This window comes from Maribacter sp. 1_2014MBL_MicDiv, from assembly GCF_001865655.1.
Classification (GTDB): domain Bacteria; phylum Bacteroidota; class Bacteroidia; order Flavobacteriales; family Flavobacteriaceae; genus Maribacter; species Maribacter dokdonensis.
The window spans coordinates 88,071-111,747 of sequence record NZ_CP011318.1; the positions used below are offsets into that span (position 1 = coordinate 88,071).

Annotated in this window: 16 protein-coding genes; 11 read left to right on the forward strand and 5 right to left on the reverse strand. The window is 37.0% G+C overall.

Annotated features, from left to right (window positions below):
* Window positions 1-1,710, forward strand: coding sequence for a phospho-sugar mutase (locus tag YQ22_RS00445; protein ID WP_071339617.1), 1,710 nt, complete (start codon window positions 1-3; stop codon window positions 1,708-1,710).
* Window positions 1,710-3,536: an ABC transporter ATP-binding protein gene (locus YQ22_RS00450; RefSeq protein ID WP_071339618.1), complete on the forward strand. Its 1,827-nt coding sequence runs from the start codon at window positions 1,710-1,712 to the stop codon at window positions 3,534-3,536. The genes YQ22_RS00445 and YQ22_RS00450 overlap by 1 nt, the downstream gene beginning before the upstream one ends.
* A gap of 70 nt (window positions 3,537-3,606) precedes the next feature.
* On the opposite strand, the gene YQ22_RS00455 is transcribed toward YQ22_RS00450, so the two are convergent.
* Window positions 3,607-4,287 (reverse strand): hypothetical protein, encoded by a 681-nt coding sequence (locus YQ22_RS00455; protein ID WP_071339619.1) that lies wholly within the window; start codon window positions 4,285-4,287, stop codon window positions 3,607-3,609.
* A gap of 139 nt (window positions 4,288-4,426) precedes the next feature.
* Between YQ22_RS00455 and YQ22_RS00460 the strand changes: the two genes are divergently transcribed.
* Genes YQ22_RS00460 through YQ22_RS00470 form a run of 3 tightly spaced genes read left to right on the forward strand, consistent with a single transcriptional unit; the run spans window position 4,427 to window position 5,939 of the window.
* Window positions 4,427-4,969, forward strand: coding sequence for an RNA polymerase sigma factor (locus YQ22_RS00460; protein ID WP_071339620.1), 543 nt, complete (start codon window positions 4,427-4,429; stop codon window positions 4,967-4,969).
* Between the two features lie 33 nt (window positions 4,970-5,002).
* A complete protein-coding gene (locus YQ22_RS00465; RefSeq protein ID WP_071339621.1) occupies window positions 5,003-5,509 on the forward strand; it encodes a hypothetical protein in 507 nt (168 codons plus the stop codon).
* Complete coding sequence (locus YQ22_RS00470; RefSeq protein WP_071339622.1) at window positions 5,502-5,939, forward strand: hypothetical protein; 438 nt, start codon at window positions 5,502-5,504, stop codon at window positions 5,937-5,939. Before YQ22_RS00465 ends, YQ22_RS00470 begins: the two co-directional genes overlap by 8 nt.
* Here YQ22_RS00470 and YQ22_RS00475 read toward each other — a convergent pair whose 3' ends face one another.
* Window positions 5,940-6,962, reverse strand: coding sequence for a WD40/YVTN/BNR-like repeat-containing protein (locus YQ22_RS00475; RefSeq protein WP_071339623.1), 1,023 nt, complete (start codon window positions 6,960-6,962; stop codon window positions 5,940-5,942).
* Between the two features lie 154 nt (window positions 6,963-7,116).
* On the opposite strand from YQ22_RS00475, the gene YQ22_RS00480 reads away from it, so the two are divergent.
* Complete coding sequence (locus YQ22_RS00480) at window positions 7,117-8,331, forward strand: RsmB/NOP family class I SAM-dependent RNA methyltransferase (RefSeq protein ID WP_071339624.1); 1,215 nt, start codon at window positions 7,117-7,119, stop codon at window positions 8,329-8,331.
* A 68-nt stretch (window positions 8,332-8,399) separates the two neighbouring features.
* Here the strand turns inward: YQ22_RS00480 and YQ22_RS00485 are convergent, their stop codons facing one another.
* Both YQ22_RS00485 and YQ22_RS00490 read right to left on the reverse strand, forming a co-directional pair.
* Window positions 8,400-9,992, reverse strand: coding sequence for an amidohydrolase (locus YQ22_RS00485; protein WP_071339625.1), 1,593 nt, complete (start codon window positions 9,990-9,992; stop codon window positions 8,400-8,402).
* Window positions 9,993-10,150: 158 nt separating this feature from the next.
* Window positions 10,151-10,516 carry a winged helix-turn-helix transcriptional regulator gene (locus tag YQ22_RS00490; protein WP_071339626.1) on the reverse strand — a complete coding sequence of 122 codons (366 nt, stop codon included), beginning with the start codon at window positions 10,514-10,516 and terminating at the stop codon, window positions 10,151-10,153.
* Between the two features lie 273 nt (window positions 10,517-10,789).
* On the opposite strand from YQ22_RS00490, the gene purL reads away from it, so the two are divergent.
* Window positions 10,790-14,512, forward strand: a complete 3,723-nt coding sequence (gene purL, locus YQ22_RS00495) for a phosphoribosylformylglycinamidine synthase (RefSeq protein WP_071339627.1) — start codon at window positions 10,790-10,792, stop codon at window positions 14,510-14,512.
* A gap of 77 nt (window positions 14,513-14,589) precedes the next feature.
* Here the strand turns inward: purL and YQ22_RS00500 are convergent, their stop codons facing one another.
* Window positions 14,590-17,184: a DUF6923 family protein gene (locus YQ22_RS00500; RefSeq protein WP_071339628.1), complete on the reverse strand. Its 2,595-nt coding sequence runs from the start codon at window positions 17,182-17,184 to the stop codon at window positions 14,590-14,592.
* 254 nt (window positions 17,185-17,438) lie between these two features.
* Here YQ22_RS00500 and YQ22_RS00505 point away from each other — a divergent pair, with 254 nt between their 5' ends.
* The 4 genes from YQ22_RS00505 to YQ22_RS00520 all read left to right on the forward strand — a co-directional run bounded on the left by YQ22_RS00505 (window position 17,439) and on the right by YQ22_RS00520 (window position 23,629).
* Window positions 17,439-19,211, forward strand: a complete 1,773-nt coding sequence (locus YQ22_RS00505) for an AMP-dependent synthetase/ligase (protein WP_071339629.1) — start codon at window positions 17,439-17,441, stop codon at window positions 19,209-19,211.
* Window positions 19,212-19,466: 255 nt separating this feature from the next.
* On the forward strand, window positions 19,467-19,898 hold the full coding sequence (locus YQ22_RS00510; protein WP_071339630.1) for a MarR family winged helix-turn-helix transcriptional regulator: 432 nt from the start codon (window positions 19,467-19,469) through the stop codon (window positions 19,896-19,898).
* A 32-nt stretch (window positions 19,899-19,930) separates the two neighbouring features.
* Window positions 19,931-22,336 (forward strand): 3-hydroxyacyl-CoA dehydrogenase/enoyl-CoA hydratase family protein, encoded by a 2,406-nt coding sequence (locus tag YQ22_RS00515; RefSeq protein ID WP_071339631.1) that lies wholly within the window; start codon window positions 19,931-19,933, stop codon window positions 22,334-22,336.
* Between the two features lie 102 nt (window positions 22,337-22,438).
* A complete protein-coding gene (locus YQ22_RS00520) occupies window positions 22,439-23,629 on the forward strand; it encodes an acetyl-CoA C-acyltransferase (RefSeq protein WP_058103074.1) in 1,191 nt (396 codons plus the stop codon).
* Window positions 23,630-23,677 lie beyond the last annotated feature (48 nt).

A 23,677-nucleotide genomic window follows, 5' to 3' on the forward strand; every position in this document is an offset into this window, starting at 1 on the left:
ATGGATAACATCCTAGATACCGCAAAGACCTGGCTAACCGACTTTTTTGATCCAGCCGTAAAAAAAGAAATTGAGCACCTAATTGCCAACGACAAGGAAGAATTGAACGACCGTTTCTATAAAAATATGGAATTTGGAACCGGTGGAATGAGAGGCGTTATGGGTGTTGGCACCAACAGAATCAACAAATACACTCTAGGCAAGAGCACCCAAGGTCTTAGCAACTATTTAAACAAAGTGTACAAAGGTGAAGAAATCAAAGTAGTCATTGCTTTTGATTGCCGTAATAATAGCGATACGCTGGCAAGAACGGTTGCCGAAGTATTTTCTGCAAATGGTATAAAAGTTTTTCTTTTCTCAGAATTACGTACCACACCAGAACTTTCATTTGCCGTTAGGCATCTAAATTGTCATGCAGGTATTGTTTTGACCGCATCTCACAACCCACCAGAATATAACGGATATAAAGTGTATTGGACCGATGGCGGACAAATTGTTCCACCACAAGATGGGGAAATTATTTCTGAAATAAACTCGCTTGGTTTTGAAGATATTAAATTCACCCCTAATGACAGCCTTATTGAGGTAATAGATAAGGAAGTTGATGAGGCTTTTATTTCTCAGTCTGTTGCTGCTGGTAATTTTAACGCTGCAGGGAAAGAAAATTTTAAAATTGTTTTCACGTCTTTACACGGTACATCAATTACTGCCATACCAGAAGTTCTGAAAAGAGGTGGGTATGAAAATGTAACCATTATAGAGGAACAAGCGAAACCAGACGGAAATTTCCCAACGGTTAAATCTCCTAATCCAGAAGAGTCAGAAGCGCTTTCAATGGCCGTTAAGAAAGCCGAGGACATTGGTGCAGATATGGTTGTAGGTACCGATCCAGATAGTGATCGTTTAGGTATTGCCGTGCGTAATCTTGATGGAGAAATGGAAATTGTTAACGGGAACCAGGCAATGGTACTTATGACAAAATTTCTTTTGGAGAAGAGAAAGGAAAAAGGATTCAAAGGAAATGAATTTATTGCTACAACTATAGTTTCCACACCAATGATGGAAGCCATGGCAAAAGCGTACGGTGTAGAATTCAAAACTTCTTTGACCGGATTTAAATGGATCGGTAAAATGATCAAGGACTTCCCTGAATCTGACTTTATTGGTGGTGGCGAAGAAAGCTTTGGTTACATGGTAGGTGATTTTGTTCGCGATAAAGATGCGGTTACCTCTACCCTATTGGCTTGCGAAATTGCCAGTCAAGCAAAAGCTAATGGCAGTTCTTTCTATAAAGACCTAATTCAATGTTATGTTGATTATGGTTTCTATAAGGAGCACTTAGTTTCTATTACCAAAAAAGGTATTAGTGGTGCAGAAGAAATTAAGCAAATGCTTAAAGATTTTAAAGAGAACCCAGTAGAATCAGTTGCTGGATCTAAAGTAAAGTGGATTGAAGATTACAATACTTCTACTGCCAAAAATGTACTGACAGGTGAGGAAAAAACTATTGATATTCCGAAATCCAACGTTTTAATCTACGAAACCGAAGATGGCACAAGAATTGCCGCTAGACCAAGTGGAACGGAGCCAAAAGTGAAATTCTACATTAGTACCAATACAAAATTGGAAAAAACCGAAGATTATAAAAAAGTGGCGGCAGAACTTGACAATAAAGTCAAAAGCATTCTTGCTGAGCTTAATTTAGCTTAATGAACTATTTCAAAAAGATTCTTCGCTTTGCGAAGCCTTACAAGATATATGCAATTTTAAACATTATATCTAACATCTTTTACGCACTGTTTTCAACATTGGCAATGATATCATTATTTCCAATGTTGAACGTGCTTTTTAACCAAACGGAAAAAATACATACCAAACCAAAATGGAGCGGTATAACCGATCTAAAAGATTACGCAACAGATTCCCTAAACTTTTACATAACAAAACAAAGCCAGCAAACAGATACAGGCGAAGTTCTTATGTACATGGTTGGGCTGATTATTACCATGTTTCTATTAAAAAATCTTTTCAATTATTTAGCAATGTATTTTATTACGTTTCTACGTAACGGTGTCCTTAAAGATTTACGTAATGAACTATATGATAAAACTGTAGAATTACCTATTTCGTATTATTCTGAAAAACGAAAAGGTGATACTATTGCCCGTATAACTTCAGATGTACTAGAAATTCAACATTCGTTTCTATCTATATTGGAGCTAATCGTTAGAGAGCCCTTAACTATAATTTTTACGATTATAGCAATGCTCACCATTAGTCCAAAACTGACGTTGTTCGTTTTTCTGTTTCTTCCACTTTCAGGATTCTTAATTTCTTTGATCGGTAAATCGTTAAAACGTAAATCGGACAAAGTTCAACAAGAGCAAGGTTACTTCTTATCCATTTTGGAGGAAACTTTGGGGGGACTTAGAGTTATAAAGGCGTTTAATGCAGAATCTGTATTCGCCAGAAAATTTCAATCTTCTACGAAAAGATTTTTTAATTTTTCGAACAGTTTGCTAAACAGACAAAACTTGGCTTCCCCAACAAGTGAATTTTTCGGAATTGCAGCCATTGGTGTAATTCTATGGTACGGTGGACAAATGGTTCTTGTTGAAAAAACACTTGAAGCTGAACTTTTTATAACTTACATGGCTTTGTCTTACCAAATTTTAACGCCAGCGAAAGCAATAAGTAAAGCATCTTACGGAGTTAAAAAAGGAAATGCTGCTGCAGAACGTGTTTTAGAAGTCTTAGAAACGGAAAACCCTATTTCCGAAATTGACAACCCTATTCAACAGGACACTTTCACCAAGGCTGTGAAGATTGATAATATTTCCTTTAAATATGAAGATGAATATGTGCTAAAAAACTTCAACCTAACCGTTGAAAAAGGAAAAACAGTAGCCCTTGTGGGGCAATCCGGAAGTGGAAAAAGTACTATCGCAAATCTTGTAACTAGATTTTACGATGTGAATGAAGGCGAAATCAGCATTGACGGAAACAATATAAAAAGTCTAAGTAAAAAATCGCTCCGAGGTCTATTGGGTCTGGTTACACAAGACTCTATCCTATTTAATGATACGGTTAAGAACAATATTGGCCTAGGTAAGGAAAATGCTACTGACGAAGAAATTATAGCTGCCGCAAAAATTGCCAATGCACATGATTTTATAATGGATCTTCCAAAAGGTTACGATACTAACATTGGGGACAGCGGCAATAAATTAAGTGGTGGTCAGAAACAACGTTTATCCATTTCTAGAGCGGTTCTAAAGAATCCTCCAATTATGATATTGGATGAAGCTACCTCTGCCCTAGATACTGAAAGCGAACGTTTGGTGCAAGATGCGCTTGAAAAAATGATGAAGAACAGAACTTCTATCGTCATTGCACATAGGTTATCAACCATTCAGAACGCTGATACAATCGTGGTACTGCAAAAAGGAGAAATAGTTGAACAAGGTACACATGCTGCACTTTTAGAATTAAACGGCACTTATAAAAAGCTGGTTGAGATGCAATCGTTGTCTTAACACATAAATATTGCTAAAAATAAAAAGCCATCTATAAAAGATGGCTTTTTTCATATTATCTGAATGATGTTTACCTCGCAACTTTAATATCTACTACCATTATTTCACCATTGTTACTTTTCATCTTAATGGCGCCTTTATGACCTGCTGCATTCTCAAATAAAACTACAACCGGGTAATCTTGTGGTCCCATTGCCTCATCCTCATTTTCAATAACTAAATCTATTAATTGACTACCTTCATTAATGGCATCAAATTCTTCTACCGTCATTTGATCAGCCGTATTTTCCATTTTTGTAGTTGTTGCTCCTTCAATTTGCTCATCTTGAAATAAATCATCGGGACTCATCCAAAACAAAAACCCCGGATTCGACGGACTCATATCATACCATGCCAAATCTATAGTAGCACCTTTTTCAGCGTCAATTTCGTTATACGTATATATTTCACCTGTTATGGTTGAGAAAAATCTCTTTGTGTCCAAACCATTTGTGTCAACATCAAATGCTACGTTCTCATAAACCATAAAACTATCAAGTTCTTCGGCCTCCTCTTCAACAACTTCTTCCTCAGTTTCTGTTTCAGTTTCTGTTTCGGTCTCTGTTTCAGTTTCGGTTTCTGTCTCTGTTTCAGATTCGGTTTCTTCAACTACATCAGTAATAATTACATCTTCATCACCATCACTACAAGAAATAATAGAGATTGATACGAACAAGATAAGCACATAGTAAAATTTTTTCTGTAAAATCATTAAATCTAATTTTGGTTTATCTTACAACGTAAAGAACCTTATTATATTGAAAATCTTCGTTATAATGATAATAACTCTTTTCAACAATTAAACCTTTGACTAAATTCATTGTCTAAGTATAAACAAACCTCAATTTTTGGTGATCGAAGAGGAAACATTAGTTATCGACTTAAAAACAAAGAGCAGACAAGCTCAGGCTTTTGAGGTATTGGTAAATACCTATAAAGAACGCTTGTACTGGCAAATACGTAGTATTGTTTTAAATCATGATGATGCTGATGATGTGCTACAAAACACCTTTATTAAAGTCTATAAAAATATAGACGGATTTAAAGGAGATAGCAAACTATTCTCTTGGATGTACCGTATTGCCACCAATGAAGCTTTAAATTTTATAAAACAAAAAGCAAAGTTACAGGGCGTATCGGATACCGACTACCAAGATAGATTGGTTGAAAATTTGGAAGCAGACGTTTATTTTGAAGGAGATGAAATACAACTTCAACTACAAAAAGCGATAGCCACGCTCCCTGAAAAGCAAAAATTGGTGTTCAATATGAAGTATTTTCAGGAATTGAAATATGAAGAAATTTCAGGAATTTTAGATACCTCCGTTGGCGGATTAAAAGCATCGTATCACCTAGCAGTAAAAAAATTAGAACAGTATTTAAAAGAAGATTAAACCTTTTATACAATTGATTGTCAAACGTATATCATGAACAAAAAAAATAACATTCCGTTTAAAACTCCCAAAGGCTACTTTGATAGCTTTGAAGAAAGTTTGATGGATAAATTGTCTCAACCAGAAAGTACTTTTCCAGAAAAAAGTGCATTCAAGGTGCCCGATAATTATTTTGAAACGTTCAATGACAGGCTACAAAACAAGCTTGAGACAGAGACGAAGGTGATTCCTCTTTTCCCATACAAGAAAATTTTTGCCATAGCAGCATCTATAGCCGCAATTGCCATTATAGCTTTAGGATACAATTGGGACAGTAGCCAAGAACTAAGTTTCAATGATTTGGCAAATACCGATATTGAAGCCTATTTTGAAAATAATGATTTTGAATTATCTCCTTATGAGATAGCTGAAGTACTACCGGTAACTGATACCGAGTTTTCAGATTTTTTAAGCTCTCCTATTGAGAGCGATAACCTTCTAGATTACTTAAATGAAAATGTAAGTGATTTTGACGAATTAAATTTTTACGAAAATGAATAGACTTGTACTTATTATATTTCTGTTTATCACCACGCTTTCTTTTGGACAAAGAAACCAAAATTGGGAAAAAATAAACACGCTTAAAGTTGCCTTTATTACCGAAAAACTCTCATTAAGCAGTAAGGAAGCACAAGATTTCTGGCCCGTTTACAACGAGTACCAAGAGAAAAGAAATGCCTTAAGGAAAAAGAATCACGACCAAATAAGAGGTAAAATAAAGGATGCCGATGCGCTTACCGAAAAAGAGGCGGAAAGTCTTTTAGCACTTCACATTAAAATTGAAGAAGAAGAGGAAGCATTAGACACTAAATTCTTAAAAGATGTCAGTAAGCTAATTACGGCAAAAAAAACACTGTTATTACTACGATCAGAAGAAGAATTCAAACGTCAATTAATGAAGCAGTATCGTCAAAACAAAGGTGGCAGATAACTACTTGAACACTAGTTTTGCTATGCGATTTTTACCTGCTGCATAAGCAACCGAATCGTTTTGAAAGCGCACGGTATAGAAAGATTCATTGGATAATTTTTTCCAACTTTCTCCCATATCAGAAGAGTAAGATATGCCCGTAAAACCTACGGCAACGATTTCTTTACCTTCCCTTCCTGGCACAAACTGTACACAACTTTTGTATCCTGGCTGTTTACCATCTGCCAGTAATTTCCAAGTTTTGCCCCCATCTTTTGTGATTGCTTTGTTCGCAGTTGAATTATCTGGCTTGGTGTAATCACCCCCAAAGGCTATTCCTAAATTTTTGTCATAAAAATCTATAGAATATATACCGTGTGTTGGTTCTGTATGTTGTATGGGTGTCTGATAAACTTCCCAAGATTTTCCTTTATCCGAAGAAAATAGAACCCTACCAGTTGTCGTCGCCATCCAAACCTTATCTCCAACTGACTTAATATTGGTATTGCTTGCCGCAAAGGCACCCTCACCAATAATTCCTTCGGGCAATTGACTGCAAGGAACTTTAGTCCAGGTATTACCTCCATCTTTAGTTATAATAACACTTAAGCAATCACCAACTGTATCACCTATTGCAATACCGTCCATATCATTTAAAAAAGTCATGGCATCATAAAAAACACCCTCACCTTCCTCTTTATAAACTAATTCCATTCGTCCGCTATCACCTGTTTTATAAAGTAAGGCAGGAGATTCAACTGACAACATGAAAAAATCTGTTGACGTATAGCCCACAGACCTAAAAGCAGGTATTCCCGTATGATATTTTTGAACGTTTGCCCTGATTTTACCAGAGATTAAATCTACTGTACCAAAGGTGCCCTTATTAGCAGCAAAAGCCACATTATCCCCCATAACCTCAATTGCCCTGATACTTATAGAATCTGAATAAATAGTCTCAATTTTAACAGAATTAAAAGGCTCATGTTCCACACTTTCTGAACATGAAACCATTAAAATTACCAGAAGAATGACATAACGCATGTAAATAGGGTATAAAGTTTATCAAAAATAAATGGAATCGCTTCTAAAACAATACCTTTGCAGCCATAATTTTTTGGAGGACAAAAGCCTATATCAATAACATTGAATTCATTAACGGCTTCAAATCTTCTGACTTGTAACAATAACACTTCTAATGAAATTACACAGAAATTTGGTGTTTGCTGTAATAGACGCCTTAAACCTAATATTTAACGAAAACGAATATGCCGACAAGGTTGTTCAAAAAGTACTAAAGTTTGATAAACGCTGGGGTTCTCGTGACCGCGGTTTTATTGCTGAAACAACTTATGAAATGGTTCGTTACAAACGTCTTTATACTGAAATAGCGGAAGTTAAAGCGCCTTTCAGCAGACCAGACCTGTTTCGCATGTGGGCAGTTTGGGCCGTATTAAAAGGTATAAAGTTGCCAGATTGGAAACAGATAGAACCTACACCAGAAAGAAGGATCAAAGGAAAATTCGATGAACTTTCTCAAATAAGAAAATTTAGAGAGGCAGTTCCAGATTGGATCGACGACCTTGGAGAAAAAGCTCTTGGTGATAAATTATGGACAGAAGAACTTGCTAAACTAAACGAGCCGGCAGAAGTAATTTTACGCACCAATACGCTGAAAACTGACAAAGAGACTTTACGAAAAGCGTTATTAGATGAAAATATAGTAGCAGAACCAATAAGAGGCTACCCTTCTGCGCTAAAATTAGTAGAAAGAGCTAATGTTTTTGTGACCCAAGCTTTTAAGAACGGAATGTTCGAAGTACAAGACGCATCTTCTCAACTGGTATCTGACTTTTTAGATATTGAACCAGGACAACGCGTGGTAGATACTTGTGCGGGTGCAGGTGGAAAATCATTACACTTAGCCGCTTTAATGGAAAACAAAGGGCAGCTAATATCTATGGATATTTACGGAAGTAAATTGAAGGAACTTAAAAGAAGAGCAAGAAGAAACGGCGCGCACAATATCGAAGTACGTGAAATAGATTCTACAAAGGTTTACAAGAAACTTTACGGAAGTGCAGATAGGGTTTTGATCGACGCACCTTGTACAGGATTGGGAGTACTTAGAAGAAACCCAGATTCAAAATGGAAAATGCAACCAGAGTTTTTAGACAAGATTGTTAAAACTCAACATGAAATTATTAGAAACTACAGTAAAATTGTAAAACCCGGTGGTAAAATGGTGTATGCAACTTGCTCTATTTTACCGCAAGAAAACAGTCACCAAGTCCAGTCTTTCTTAAAGTCTGAAGAAGGGAAAGATTTTACTTTGGTAAAGGACAAGAAAATCTATGCCTCTAAAAGTGGCTATGACGGTTTTTACATGGCTTTATTGGAGAAAAGCATATAAATCAATTATTAAAAAGGCTTTCTGTTTAAAACAGAAAGCCTTTTTTTTTAAAATAGACATTTGACAACCTATTCCTTTAACGTTGGGTATTCAACACCTAGTTGTTCCAAATATGTATCGTATTTGGTTTCGTCGTAATAATATTTTTCCAAAGCCGGTCTAAATTTATCTTGCTTGTCTTTATTTAAGTAAATAGGCGGCATATCACTTTCTGATATCATCGGCTGATATTTGGTTTCTTTTTGCTGTTCATTATTAAAATAATCCCATGCGCCTTTCATAAGTTTCGGCTTCAGTAAAAAGTCGATAATGGTCATAGCCTCTACCTTGGCTCCAGCAACCACTCCCTTATGTGCAATTGGCGTAGCCATGGCAATAGCATTACTCCAATGATGACCCTGCAATCCGGGTATATTTGAAGGATACCTTAAAGTTACCGTTGGTACTTTCCATGAGATATCCCCAATATCATCAGAACCTCCGCTTATTGGATCTACAACCGGCAACCCTAAATCATCCAATTTAGTGGGCAATCCCTCTATTTTTTCAGAGTTCACTTCTGTCTGCACCGCTTTAGCCAATTTTTGGTCAGCTGCAGACCATTGCGGCAGACCAACTTCTTTTATATTATCGTACATGGTTTCGGCAATCACCTTATTATAATGCCTTGGCCATGCCGTACCCAACACTTTAGACGTCATGGTCGTACCTGTCATCAACGCCGCACCCTTGGCCATATCATTGGCCATAGCATACATTTCCATGATTCCTTCATACTTAATATCCCTAAAATAAAACCATATAGAAGCTTTTGATGGTACAACGTTTGGCTGATCTCCCGAATCTGTAAATATAGAGTGAGAACGTTTTAGCGGATGCAAATGCTCTCTCTTATAATTCCAGGCAATGTTCATAAGCTCCGCAGCATCTAAAGCACTTTTCCCTCTCCATGGTGAACCGGCTGAATGTGCTGCTTCCCCATCAAAACTATATTCAACAGAAATTAAACCCGTACCTCTAGTAGGACCGTAAGAAACTCCTAGGTTGTTACCCACATGGGTAAAAATGCACATATCAATATCATCAAAAAGACCGTCTCTTACGTACCATGCTTTAGCGGCGACCAATTCCTCTGCAATTCCCGGCCATACCAATAATGTTCCGCCAATATTTTCACGCTCCATAATTTTCTTGACCGCCAGGGCAGATGAAATATTCATGGGTATTCCAGAATTGTGACCTTCCCCATGCCCAGGAGCCCCTTCTACAATAGGTTTATGATATGCCACACCAGGATATTGAGACGCTTTTGGTATACAATCTACATCACTGCCCAAAGCAATTACCGGTCCGTCTCCATTGCTCCACGTTGCAAACCAAGCCGTAGGTATACCTGAAATGGAATGCTCAATTTCAAATCCGTTCTCAGCGAGTATTCCCGTTAAATATTTAGAAGATTCAACTTCTTGAAACCCGAGCTCAGAAAAACTAAAAATTTTATCGACCATAACTTGCGATAATTTTTTGTTCTCCTCCACTAAGACCGCGGCTTCAGATTTTAACTTTTCAATCTGTTTATTAAATCTTTTCTTTTGTGCATATGTCCCCATTAAAGTAAACAAACAGCACATAAATGTACATAAGGTAGTTTTTTGTTTCATTTTAGTTTGAATTAGTTACTAAAAGGTACACAAATTCATTGGCACAAAATGCACTAGCCTTTATTTTTATCTAATTGAAAACTTATTTACCTTATTTTGAAGAAATAGGAATTTTACCCCAATTGAAATGATGTTATCAGAAAGTAGTGTAAAATTTGCTAAAAAAGGGGTAGTTGTTGATTTTGTGGTACTTCAACCACCTCAACTTTCTCTTTTATTTGTTTTTGCCCCCATTTGGTCATTGCTTGAACTACAGGCAAAAGTGATTTTCCCAAAGGCGTTAATGTATACTCTACACGAGGAGGAATTTCTCCGTATAGCGTACGATCAAGAATACCAGACCTTTCCAATGATTTTAATTGCTTACTTAGCATTTGTCTATTTATACCCTCAATTTCATTAAAAAGTTTATTAAAACGATTGGTTCCTTTAGAAACATGATAAAGAATAATAGGCTTCCACTTTCCACCTAACATATCCATACAATATTCAAGAGCCTTCGTTTCTATATTTTCTTTTGCCATGCTTTTTACTATAACTTCTACTTAATACAATGCTAAATCAGAATATTCTACATGAGTCTAAAAATCAAACTTAAATATATTTAAAAACGTTAATCTAAATTTTAGACTTAAAAGTAATACTTGAATAGGTGTTTTATTTTGATGGATAAAGATAAAACAATATCTCATTATTTTCATTAACAATCAGTGTTTAAAAGTGTTTTAAATTCCCGTAAATAGTAGCGGGTAAAACCTTAATTTTGTACTTTAAAAATCAATACCAGACACACGAAAATGATTCACTTTTTTGGGGAACCTACGAACAAGGTTTTTGCGGTACAGGCCGCTAAGGAGCTTTCATCAGAAGAAACAAATAAATTGATATGGTTGTTTGGCAACCAACCTAAAATAAATGCGGCGTCTCTAGACGCCTTTTTTGTTGGTCCTAGAGCCGCTATGATTACTCCTTGGAGTACCAATGCTACTGAAATTACCCAAAATATGGGTATTGGTGGTATTATTCGCATTGAGGAATTCAATAGTGTAAAGGAAGACTTTATAGGGTTTGACCCTATGATTTCTCAAAAATATAAGGTACTTGACCAAGAAATCTTTACTATAAATGTTGAGCCAAAACCTATATTGAACATAGAGGACATTAGCGCCTTTAACCAACAGGAAGGATTGGCTCTTAATGATGAAGAAGTTGCTTACTTAGACAATCTTAGTAAAAAACTAGGTAGAAAATTAACCGATTCTGAAGTATTCGGTTTTAGCCAAGTGAACTCTGAACACTGTAGACACAAAATTTTCAACGGTACTTTTGTTATTGATGGTCAAGAGATGCCTACTTCCTTATTCAAATTAATTAAGAAGACATCACAGGAATTTCCTAACGATATCGTTTCGGCATACAAGGACAACGTGGCATTCGTTAAGGGACCTAAAGTGGTACAATTTGCCCCTAAAAGTGCAGATAAACCCGATTTTTACCAAGAAAAAGAATACGACTCCGTTATTTCCCTGAAAGCGGAAACACATAACTTCCCTACCACGGTAGAGCCATTTAATGGTGCCGCAACGGGTGCCGGTGGCGAAATTAGGGATAGATTGGCCGGTGGTAAAGGTTCATTGCCATTAGCAGGTACTGCAGTATACATGACCGCATACAGCCGACTAGAAAAAAATCGTACTTGGGAGCAAGGCATGACAGAAAGAGATTGGCTGTACCAAACCCCAATGGACATATTAATAAAAGCCTCTAACGGAGCATCCGATTTTGGAAATAAATTTGGTCAGCCATTAATTTCCGGTTCGGTGCTCACTTTTGAGTATGATGAAAATTCCACTCCTTTTGATTCATCCGAAGAAAATAACACATCCACTTCAACAAGTAAACGAAGATTAGGCTTTGATAAAGTAATAATGCAAGCCGGTGGTATTGGTTATGGCAAAGTGGAACAAGCTATTAAAGCTGAGCCTGAAACCGGTAATAAAATTGTAATTCTAGGTGGTGACAACTACCGTATTGGTATGGGCGGTGCTGCAGTATCTAGTGCAGATACGGGAGAATTTAGTTCTGCCATAGAATTGAACGCCGTTCAACGTTCTAACCCAGAAATGCAGAAAAGAGCAGCAAATGCTATTCGTGGCATGGTAGAAAGCGATGAAAATACCATTGTCTCCATTCATGATCACGGAGCTGGTGGCCACCTTAACTGTCTTTCTGAACTTGTTGAGGAAACAGGTGGAAAAATAGATTTGGATAAATTACCAGTGGGCGATCCTACCCTATCTGCCAAAGAAATTATTGGTAACGAATCTCAAGAACGTATGGGTCTTGTCATCGGTAAAAAAGATATCGATTTACTAAAACGTATTGCGGATCGCGAGCGCTCACCAATGTATGAAGTAGGTGATGTAACCGGTGATGACCGTTTTACTTTTGAGTCGAACACCAATGGTGCCAAGCCTATGGATTTGGAATTATCGGATATGTTCGGTAGCTCCCCTAAAACCGTAATGACAGATCATACGGTTGAACGCAATTACGCCAATGCCAATTATTCATTAGAGTTTTTTCATGATTACCTTGACGACGTTCTACAACTAGAAGCCGTTGCCAGCAAAGATTGGCTAACGAACAAGGTTGACCGTTGTGTAGGTGGCCGTGTAGCAAAACAGCAATGTGTAGGTCCATTACAATTACCCTTGAACAATTGTGGTGTAATGGCTTTGGATTTTAAAGGTAAAGAAGGGATAGCAACCAGTATTGGCCACTCCCCCATTTCTGCACTTATTGACCCGTCTGCAGGTAGTAAAAATAGTATTGCGGAATCTTTGACCAATCTTATTTGGGCTCCTTTAAAAGACGGATTGGCTTCTGTTTCTTTATCTGCCAATTGGATGTGGCCATGTAAAAATGAAGGGGAAGATGCCCGTTTATATAAGGCTGTACAAGCGGTTTCTGATTTTGCTATTGAACTAGGTATTAATGTACCTACCGGAAAGGATTCGCTGTCCATGAAACAAAAATATAAGGATGGTGATGTCATTTCCCCAGGTACCGTTGTCATTTCCGCTGCCGGAAATTGTAATGATATTACCAAAGTAATAGAACCGGTATTACAAAAAGATGCTGGATCTATCTACTACATCAACCTTTCTAAAGATGCTTTTAAATTAGGTGGATCTTCATTCTCACAAACCCGAAATAGTATTGGTAACGAAACGCCTACAATTACAGACTCCGCTTACTTTAAAACTGTGTTCAATACGGTTCAATCTTTAATTAAAGATGATAAAATTGTTGCTGGGCATGATGTTGCCTCTGGCGGATTGATCACCACCTTTCTTGAACTGTGCTTTGCAGATACCAATTTAGGAGCAAACCTTGACCTTACCGCTTTGGGTGAGACCGATACTATAAAAGTTTTGTTCTCAGAAAATGCAGGTATTGTGTTGCAAGCAGAAGATGACAGTATTGAATCTGTTTTTGAATCGAATGCTATAGATGCCGTTAAACTAGGAACCGTTTCTAATGAAGCTGTTCTTACCATTAAAAATAACGGGATGGAAATGGGGCTTAACGTTGAGACTCTACGCGATACATGGTTTAAAACATCTTATCTATTGGACAATCAGCAAACCGCAAACGGTTTGGCAAAAGATAGATTTGAAAATTATAAAGTACAACCGTTACAATATACTTTTCCCACTTCAACTCAATTAACCCTTCCTAGCCGTGCGCTTAACACTGGCGAAAGTAGACCAAAAGCAGCTATTCTGCGTGAAAAAGGAAGTAACTCTGAACGTGAAATGGCAAACGCCATGTATTTAGCTGGTTTTGAAGTTAAAGATGTTCACATGACCGACCTTATCTCTGGTCGTGAAAATCTAGAGGATATTCAGTTCTTAGGAGCCGTTGGCGGTTTCTCTAACTCAGACGTTTTAGGTAGCGCAAAAGGATGGGCAGGCGCCATTAAATACAACGAAAAGGCAAATACGGTTATAAAGAACTTCTTTGCTAGACCAGACACCTTATCCGTTGGAATTTGTAATGGATGTCAATTGTTCATGGAATTGGACCTAATTAATCCGGAGCATGAAACACATGGCAAAATGACGTACAATGATTCTCACAAACATGAGAGCAATTTTACATCAGTAGAAATACAAAAGAACAACTCCGTTATGCTTTCATCATTAGAAGGCAGTAAACTTGGGGTATGGATTTCTCATGGCGAAGGTAAATTCTCTTTACCACTCTCAGAGGACAATTATGATATCGTTGCTAAATACGGTTATGAAGGTTACCCGGCAAACCCTAATGGTAGTGATTTTAACACAGCAATGCTTTGTGATAAAACCGGTAGACACCTTGTGACCATGCCACATATAGAACGTTCTATTTTCCCTTGGAACTGGGCACATTACCCTGAAGACAGAAATGATGAAGTTTCACCTTGGGTTAGCGCTTTTGTAAATGCCAAGGAATGGATCATAAATCAGAAATAATTACAACCTTTTAAAACCACAAAAGCTGTGTACTACCAATAAATGGGTACACAGCTTTTTTTTACAACCAAAACATATTATCTCACCAATAACCTTCCGCTCCAAGTTTTTTCTTTGGAGTTTTGAAGTTTGTATAGGTACAGGCCTGGGCCCAAATCTTTTCTTTCTACAATAATTTCATTTTGCCCGGCAATACTTTCACCTTCCATATGATGGCTGCCAATAAGCTTACCACTTAAGGAATATATATCCAACTCATAAGTATCTGCATTTTCCTCATAAAAATAAAGGCTGGCACTTTCGATCATAGGATTAGGATACACTACCGATTTATTTAAATCTGTGTCTACAAATTCTTGACCTGGCTTTCTATTGTGGAAATCAACATTTTGCAACTCTAAAGATTTTTCTTCAGCATAACCATTCTCTGCAACCAAATTAAAGGACAACACTTTTATATCTGAAAAATCAGTTTCTTCACCTGCATCATTCTTAAAATCAGTTTCAGACAAGGTGTACACTTTAAGTTCATTCTCTAAACCAACGTTGGTCTTATAGATGGTACCGTCACCTTTTATCAATTGCACATCCATATTGGCAGTACCCTTTGCTTCAAAACTAATTTTAGAATAATCACTTAAATCTACCGCCGTAAACCTTGGATTCAGAGCCCTGTACACTCCAACGTAATTACTTGTTGTAACTGATAATTTAATATTACGTTCTATAGGGTAACCATCACCAACATATGGCCCTTCTGCCGGCAACACCTCATAGGTAGATACCGTAGTGGCATCTGCAGAATCATCTAAGCCCCATGGAGCATCTGCCACAAATAAATCATCTGGCGTTGCACCTGATCCAGAACTAATTCTAAAACCTAGATCAAATAAAGTACCTGTTTTTAAGGCAACAGAATCTAAATACCCATCTATTTCCGCAGATACGCCCAAAACTTCAGTAACACTGGTTTCCGTAAGTTTTAAACCGCCTTCAAGGTCAATGCTTTCAGAATTATTATTGTTTACGATATTCAACAATACTTCTCCATTCTTATAACTGGCCGATTTTACAAAAACAGGCGGTGGTGTAGACCCGGTATATCCGGATATTTCTGAATTGGCTTCCAACAAATCAAGAATCTCGTCTGCCAACAACAATAGGTCATCTACTGAATTAGACCAGATTTGAAAATTATAGTAAGCGGTATTACTGGTATAAGCATCAATATTCCAATGCGATTCTATTGTAAAGTTACCTTCCGCGTTTACTCTGGCAGAAAATGTCAAGGCGAATTCCAAACTACCATCTGGCTGCTTAATAATAGACTTTATAAAATCTTTTTCCCTTAATTGAATATTACTTACCGATAGCAATTGTGCTCCTAGAAAACGGTCACAAATAAATTTACTGTGCTCATAAACGGTGTTATCTGTTTTGATCACCATTAAAGAACCTAAGTTTGTTGAACCATTTAAATAATCTACGGAATAAATATCCGATGCATTGGTCAAATCCAACAAATCACTTGGTGAAGATTCAATGGTACTGGTTTCTCCTACTACACCCAAAGGAACAAGGGAATTTAAAGGAATGTTATTTACGTCGTTCTTAGAACTTAATCCGTACAGCGCACTTTTAACCAACTTTTTTGCTTTGGTTTTATCAAAGATATAGTTGGATTTAGCTCGGTTAAAATTTCTTTTGCTGATTAAGTTCGCCAATCTATCATTGCTTTCCAACCCTCCCTTATTTGCACTAGAGGTAGTAACTATCACAGGACAGGAAGCAACACCTGAACAAGATGGGTCATCGCAATCCACAAGACCATCACCATCGTCATCAATACCATTTAAACAATCTTCTTGAGGCACAGGTGCCGTAGGGCAACGTGCACCGTCATTACTAGAAGCTGCAGGACCAAATGCAAATATGTTAGACTTTATAATACCTAAGGTAATATCTTGAACATTATCAATTTTATAAACAGAACCGGTTTGGTTGGCAGAAATGTAGAAATTACCATCCACATCAAAATAAACGGCGCCAAAAGTATACTTTAAACCATCAAGAATTGGAACGGCTCCCAAGTTATAGACCGTACCTGTAGCAGGGTCTATTTTATATAACAATCTTGTACTTCCCTCTACAGTATACAACATACCATCGGCAGCATTAAAAGCCCAGTCTGCAATATTTAAACTCTGACTTAGTTCAAAAGCACCTAAATATTGTAGATATGTATCTGAATCTGGATTAATATCGACTTTATAATATGAAGAGCCACCTGCCTTAAAGTAGTAAATACCATCGGGCGAAATATCACCTACATATTTATTTCCAGTAGGTAATTCCGGAATGGTATATTGATCAACAGAATAATCTTTACCTATCCTTACAATAGTGCTTGAAGGTGTTTTTAAATAGCCCCATAAATAACCATCCGTCGGGTTATAACCTACTCCATTTACATTACCGGGAGTAATATTTTCAGCAACTAAATAAGAACTACCTGAAGCTAGGTCCAATGCATAAATATCATTATATTGAAATAAATAGGCATTGTAATCACAATTGAAAGGTTCTGATTGCGCCTTAGCCTTCCCTCCTATTAATAACGCGAAGACGGTTGCAAATTTGAAAAAATAAGCTGTTATGTAGTTTTTTTTCATGTTTTCTACGATTTGGGTAACATTTATTGAAACAAACTTAACTATATTTGATAAGGAAAATTCCTACAAAAAGTTAGGTTGATTACATAACACGCTCAAATACAATTTATTGTAGACAAATGGTTAAAATCGATATATTTCTACATAAAAGGCTAGAATTAAGAATATTGTAATGAGAAGCTGATTTATTTAATAATACAATTTTAAAATATGGAGTTCTTTCACTATTTTGCAATTCTTATTAGAAATTAAGTATGCAAAAAGTTACCCGTCTTTTTGACTTCCCATATTATCAGCTAGAAAAGCATGCCTTAGATAAGGCCTTGGTGTCAAAAAAAAATGGAAAGTGGATTAGTACATCTACGCAAGAGTATATCAACAAAGCAAATGCCATTAGTCGTGGGTTGTTGCGATTAGGCGTGCAGCCTAACGATAAAATCGCCGTTATTTCACTTACCAATAGAACCGAATGGAATATTATGGATATTGGCATTCTTCAACTTGGTGCACAGAACGTACCGGTGTACCCCACTATATCTGAAGAAGATTATGCCTATGTGCTAAACCATTCTGAGGCAAAATATTGTTTTGTTTCCTGTGGTGAAGTACATGAAAAAGTAGCAGCGATCAAAAATCAGGTACCTAGTTTAAAAAACATCTATTCATTTGATGACCTATCGGATTGTGAAAGTTGGGAAAAAGTATTGGAACTAGGCGAAGACACCACTAATCAAAAGGAAGTCGATAGACTAAAAGATGAGGTTTCTCCAGATGATTTGGCAACGTTAATTTATACTTCCGGTACTACAGGAAGGCCTAAAGGTGTTATGCTTTCACACAACAATTTGGTTAGTAATGCCATTGAAAGCTCTAAACGTTTTCCTATTGTTGATGGTGAAACCAAGGCGTTAAGCTTTTTACCTCTGTGCCATGTTTACGAGCGCATGTTAATTTACCTATACCAATTTAGAGGCGTAACCATTTATTATGCTGAATCATTGGATAAAATAAGTGACAATCTAAAAGAAACCAGTCCGCATGTTATGACAGCGGTACCACGACTTTTAGAAAAAGTATATGATAAAATTTATGCCAAGGGTACAGAACTTAGCGGCATAAAAAAGAAATTGTTCTTCTGGGCCGTGGAGCTCGGATTAAAATATGAACCATACGGTAAAAATGGTTGGTGGTATGAAACACAACTTTCAATAGCCAGAAAACTAATTTTTAGTAAATGGAAAGAAGGACTGGGAGGCAATCTTAGTTTGATCGCCTCGGGTAGCGCAGCCCTACAACCAAGATTATCTCGAATTTTCAACGCTGCCGAATTTGGATTAATGGAGGGCTATGGTTTATCTGAAACTTCTCCCGTGATTTCAGTGAACGATATGCGTGATGGTGGCTTTAAAATTGGAACTGTTGGTAAACCTATAGACCGTACAGAAGTAAAGATTGCAGCAGACGGTGAAATTTGCATAAAAGGTCCTCAGGTAATGATGGGGTATTACAAAGACCCTGAAAAAACCAAAGAGGTTATTGTTGATGGCTATTTCTTAACCGGTGATATAGGTGAGCTTGATAGCGAGGGGTTCCTAAAAATAACCGATCGTAAAAAGGAAATGTTCAAAACCTCTGGAGGTAAATATGTAGCACCGCAATTATTGGAGAACCGATTTAAGCAGTCTAGATTCATTGAGCAGATAATGGTAGTAGGCGAAGGCGAAAAAATGCCGGCTGCACTTATTCAGCCAGATTTTGAATTTTTAAAAGAATGGGCGGTAATACACAAAATTGATATTAAGACGAATTCAGATATTATTAAGAACGAGCAAGTATTAGCAAGGTATCAGCAAGAAATTGACGAGTCCAACGAAAAGTTCGCAAAATGGGAAAAGGTAAAACAGTTTAGACTTACCCCGGATATTTGGAGTATTGACGGTGGACATTTAACCCCAACCATGAAGTTGAAGAGAAAAGTTATAAAGGAAAAATACATTTCTCTGTATAATGATATTTATGAGCATTAACAGATAAGAAACCATTTTACATTATAACAATGACACCCAACTGAATCATCATTTAATATTTAGTTGGGTGTCTTGCTTTTAATTTATTAGCCCGCATACCTGATAAGAATACGCACAACTTTAACTAACTATATAGCAACAGTTAAATTATACTAGCTTAAATAACTTTGGTAACGCCCAATTAAATAAAATATAATAAAATTTATTATGCATGCATAATAAATTTTATTATATTTGGGAACCAACTAAAGGAGTATGAAAGAAGTAACGATAGATTATGCGTTGAGAGCTACATGGCAAGCTGTAGCAAGAATGTATAATGAGGAAGCAAAGAAATTTGATTCTACTATGGCTGTTGGCTTTACTTTATTGAGCATTGACCCAAAAGCAGGTACACCTTCAACTTCCCTAGGACCAAAAATGGGAATGGAAGCTACCAGTCTCTCCAGAATTTTAAAGAGTATGGAGCAAAAAGGTCTAATTATAAGAAAACCAAATCCTAAAGATGGTAGGGGTGTTCTTATTTATTTGACAGAATTTGGATTGGAAAAAAGAAACGATTCAAAAAACACGGTCATTAGATTTAATGAAGTAGTTAAAGATGAAGTTACCGATGAAAAGCTTGCCCATTTTTTTGAAGTTACCGAAGCCATAAACAAGCTTATCGCAGACAAAAAATTATTTTAATTCAACTTATCAATTAATACAGCATAAAGTACATGAACAAGCACATTAAAAAAGTAGCAGTAATTGGCTCAGGGATAATGGGTAGTGGTATTGCCTGCCATTTTGCAAATATTGGCGTAGAGGTTTTATTGCTAGATATTGTTCCTCGTGAACTAAATGATAAAGAAAAAGCCAAAGGCTTAACATTAGAAGACAAAGTAGTACGCAATAGAATGGTGAACGATTCTTTGACGGCAGCGTTGAAATCAAAACCATCTCCTATTTATCATCAGAAATTTGCAAATCGTATTACAACTGGAAATTTAGAAGATGATATCGCAAAAGTTTCTAAGGTAGATTGGATCATTGAAGTAGTTGTTGAACGTTTAGATATTAAAAAACAAGTATTTGAAAATTTAGAAAAGTACCGTACACCTGGTACGCTAATTACTTCCAACACTTCTGGTATTCCGATCAAGTTTATGTCGGAAGGTAGAAGTGAAGATTTCCAAAAGCACTTTTGTGGCACTCACTTTTTTAACCCAGCACGTTACCTTAAGCTTTTTGAAATTATTCCAGGTCCCAAAACTTCGCCTGAGGTATTAGAGTTTTTAAACGGTTACGGAGAAAAATTCTTAGGAAAAACTTCAGTTGTTGCTAAGGATACTCCTGCATTTATAGGTAATAGAATAGGAATATTCAGCATCCAGAGCCTTTTCCATATGGTTAAGGAAATGGACATGACTGTTGAAGAAGTAGACAAACTTACAGGTCCGGTTATTGGTAGACCAAAATCGGCCACCTTTAGAACAGTTGATGTAGTTGGCTTAGACACCCTTGTTCATGTTGCTAATGGTATATACGATAACTGTACCGATGATGAGCGCCACGACCTGTTTAAATTACCTGATTTCATCAGCACCATGATGGAGAATAAATGGCTGGGCAGTAAAACCGGACAAGGATTCTATAAAAAGTCTAAAGATGATAAGGGCAAGACCGAAATTTTGACCCTTGATTTGGATACGATGGAGTATCGCTCTAAAAAGAGCGCAAAATTCGGCACTTTAGAGTTGACCAAAACTATTGATAAAGTTGTTGATCGTTTTGCTGTACTCGTTGGTGGAAAAGACAAGGCAGGAGAATTTTACAGAAAAAGTTTTGGACAATTATTTGCATATGTATCACACAGAATTACTGAAATTACCGATGAGCTTTATAAGATTGACGATGCAATGAAAGCTGGTTTTGGTTGGGAACATGGTCCTTTCCAAATTTGGGATGCCGTTGGAGTTGACAAAGGATTGGAGTTCATCAAAGCAGAAGGTCTAGAAGCTGCTGCTTGGGTACATGAAATGAAAGCGTCAGGTAATAATTCTTTCTATGCCATTAAAGATGGGGCTACCTATTACTATGATATCCCTAAAAAATCCGTAGAAAAAATACCAGGACAAGATTCCTTTATTATTCTTGATAATATTAGAAAATCCAAAGAAGTTTTCAAAAACAGCGGTGTTGTTGTTGAAGACTTAGGAGACGGAATCCTGAATGTGGAGTTCCAATCTAAAATGAATACTATTGGTGGTGATGTTTTAGCCGGACTAAATAAAGCCATTGATATGGCCGAAAAGGATTTTCAAGGTTTGGTCGTTGGTAACCAAGCTGCAAACTTCTCTGTTGGAGCCAATATTGGTATGATTTTTATGATGGCGGTAGAGCAGGAATATGATGAGCTGAATATGGCCATTAAAATGTTCCAAGACACCATGATGCGTATGCGCTATTCCGCTATTCCAACAATATCCGCCCCTCATGGTATGACATTAGGTGGTGGTTGCGAACTTTCTTTACATGCAGACATGGTAGTAGCAGCAGCTGAAACCTATATAGGACTTGTTGAGTTTGGTGTTGGGGTTATTCCTGGCGGTGGTGGCTCTAAAGAATTTGCCGTTAGAGCACAAGACACTTTTAAAAAGAACGATGTAGAATTAAATGTTCTTCAAGAATACTTTTTAACTATTGGTATGGCAAAGGTTTCCACTTCTGCATATGAAGCTTACGACCTAGGAATACTACAACATGGCAAAGATATAGTTGTGGTAAATAAGGACAGGCAAATTGCAACTGCTAAGGCATATGCAAAATTAATGGCGGAGCAAGGATATACGCAACCTGTAAAACGTTCAGATATCAAAGTCTTAGGAAAACAAGCATTAGGTATGTTCCTAGTTGGAACAGATTCTATGGAGGCTAGCCATTATATCAGTGAACATGATAAGAAAATTGCGAATAAGCTTGCGTATGTAATGGCAGGTGGCGATTTATCTGAACCTACTTTGGTAAACGAGCAGTACCTGTTAGATTTAGAAAGAGAAGCTTTCCTTTCACTGTGTACCGAAAGAAAAACGTTAGAGAGAATTCAGCACATGTTGAAAACCGGAAAACCGTTACGTAATTAATTTACACAGCTATATGCCATTAGCTTATGGTTATTGGCAATCTTATTTAACAACAAATAATGCTATGAGTGTAAAGCTGATAGCTAAAAGCAAGAGTAAAAAATGAAAACAGCATATATAGTTAAAGGTTATAGAACAGCGGTAGGTAAAGCACCTAAGGGAGTTTTTCGCTTTAAACGTACCGATGAATTGGCAGCGGAAACCATCGAGTATATGATGAAAGAATTGCCAAATTTAGATAAAAAACGAATTGATGACGTCATCGTTGGTAATGCCATGCCAGAAGGTTCTCAAGGTTTGAACATGGCACGTTTAATCTCACTTATGGGATTGGACATTGTTGATGTTCCTGGAGTTACCGTCAACAGATTTTGTTCATCTGGTATTGAAACTATTGGTATAGCAACTGCAAAAATTCAATCTGGAATGGCAGATTGCATTATTGCAGGTGGTGCTGAAAGTATGAGTTCAGTACCTATGACCGGCTACAAAACAGAATTAAATTATGACGTTGTAAAAGCAGGTCATGAGGATTACTACTGGGGAATGGGAAATACCGCAGAGGCAGTTGCCAACGAGTATAAAGTATCTCGTGAGGATCAAGATGAATTTGCCTATAATTCACATATGAAAGCCCTTCGTGCTCAAGCGGAAGACCGCTTTCAAGACCAAATAGTGCCTATTGAGGTAGAAGAAACCTATGTAGGTGCCGATGGTAAAAAAGCGACCAAAAAATATACCGTAACAAAAGATGAAGGACCAAGAGCGGGAACATCAACTGCTGTATTAAACAAGCTTAGACCAGTATTTGCAGCCGGTGGTAGTGTTACAGCTGGTAACTCTTCTCAAATGAGTGATGGTGCTGCTTTTGTAATGGTGATGAGCGAAGAAATGGTAAAAGAATTAAATCTTGAGCCTATTGCCCGTCTTGTTAATTATGCCGCTGCTGGTGTACCACCAAGAATTATGGGTATTGGTCCTGTAGCCGCGGTGCCAAAAGCACTTAAACAAGCCGGTCTAAAACAAGATGATATAAAACTGATTGAATTGAATGAAGCTTTTGCATCTCAATCCCTTGCAGTTATTAGAGAACTAGGCTTAAATCAAGATATTGTAAATGTTAATGGTGGCGCTATTGCTTTAGGTCATCCGTTAGGTTGTACAGGAGCTAAATTATCGGTTCAGCTTTTTGATGAAATGCGTAAAAGAAATATGCAAGGACAGTACGGTATGGTTACTATGTGCGTAGGTACTGGACAAGGTGCCGCAGGCATATTCGAATTTTTAAAATAACAAACTTATTTTTTGGAATAGGGTATTCACTTAATACTTATTACCAAA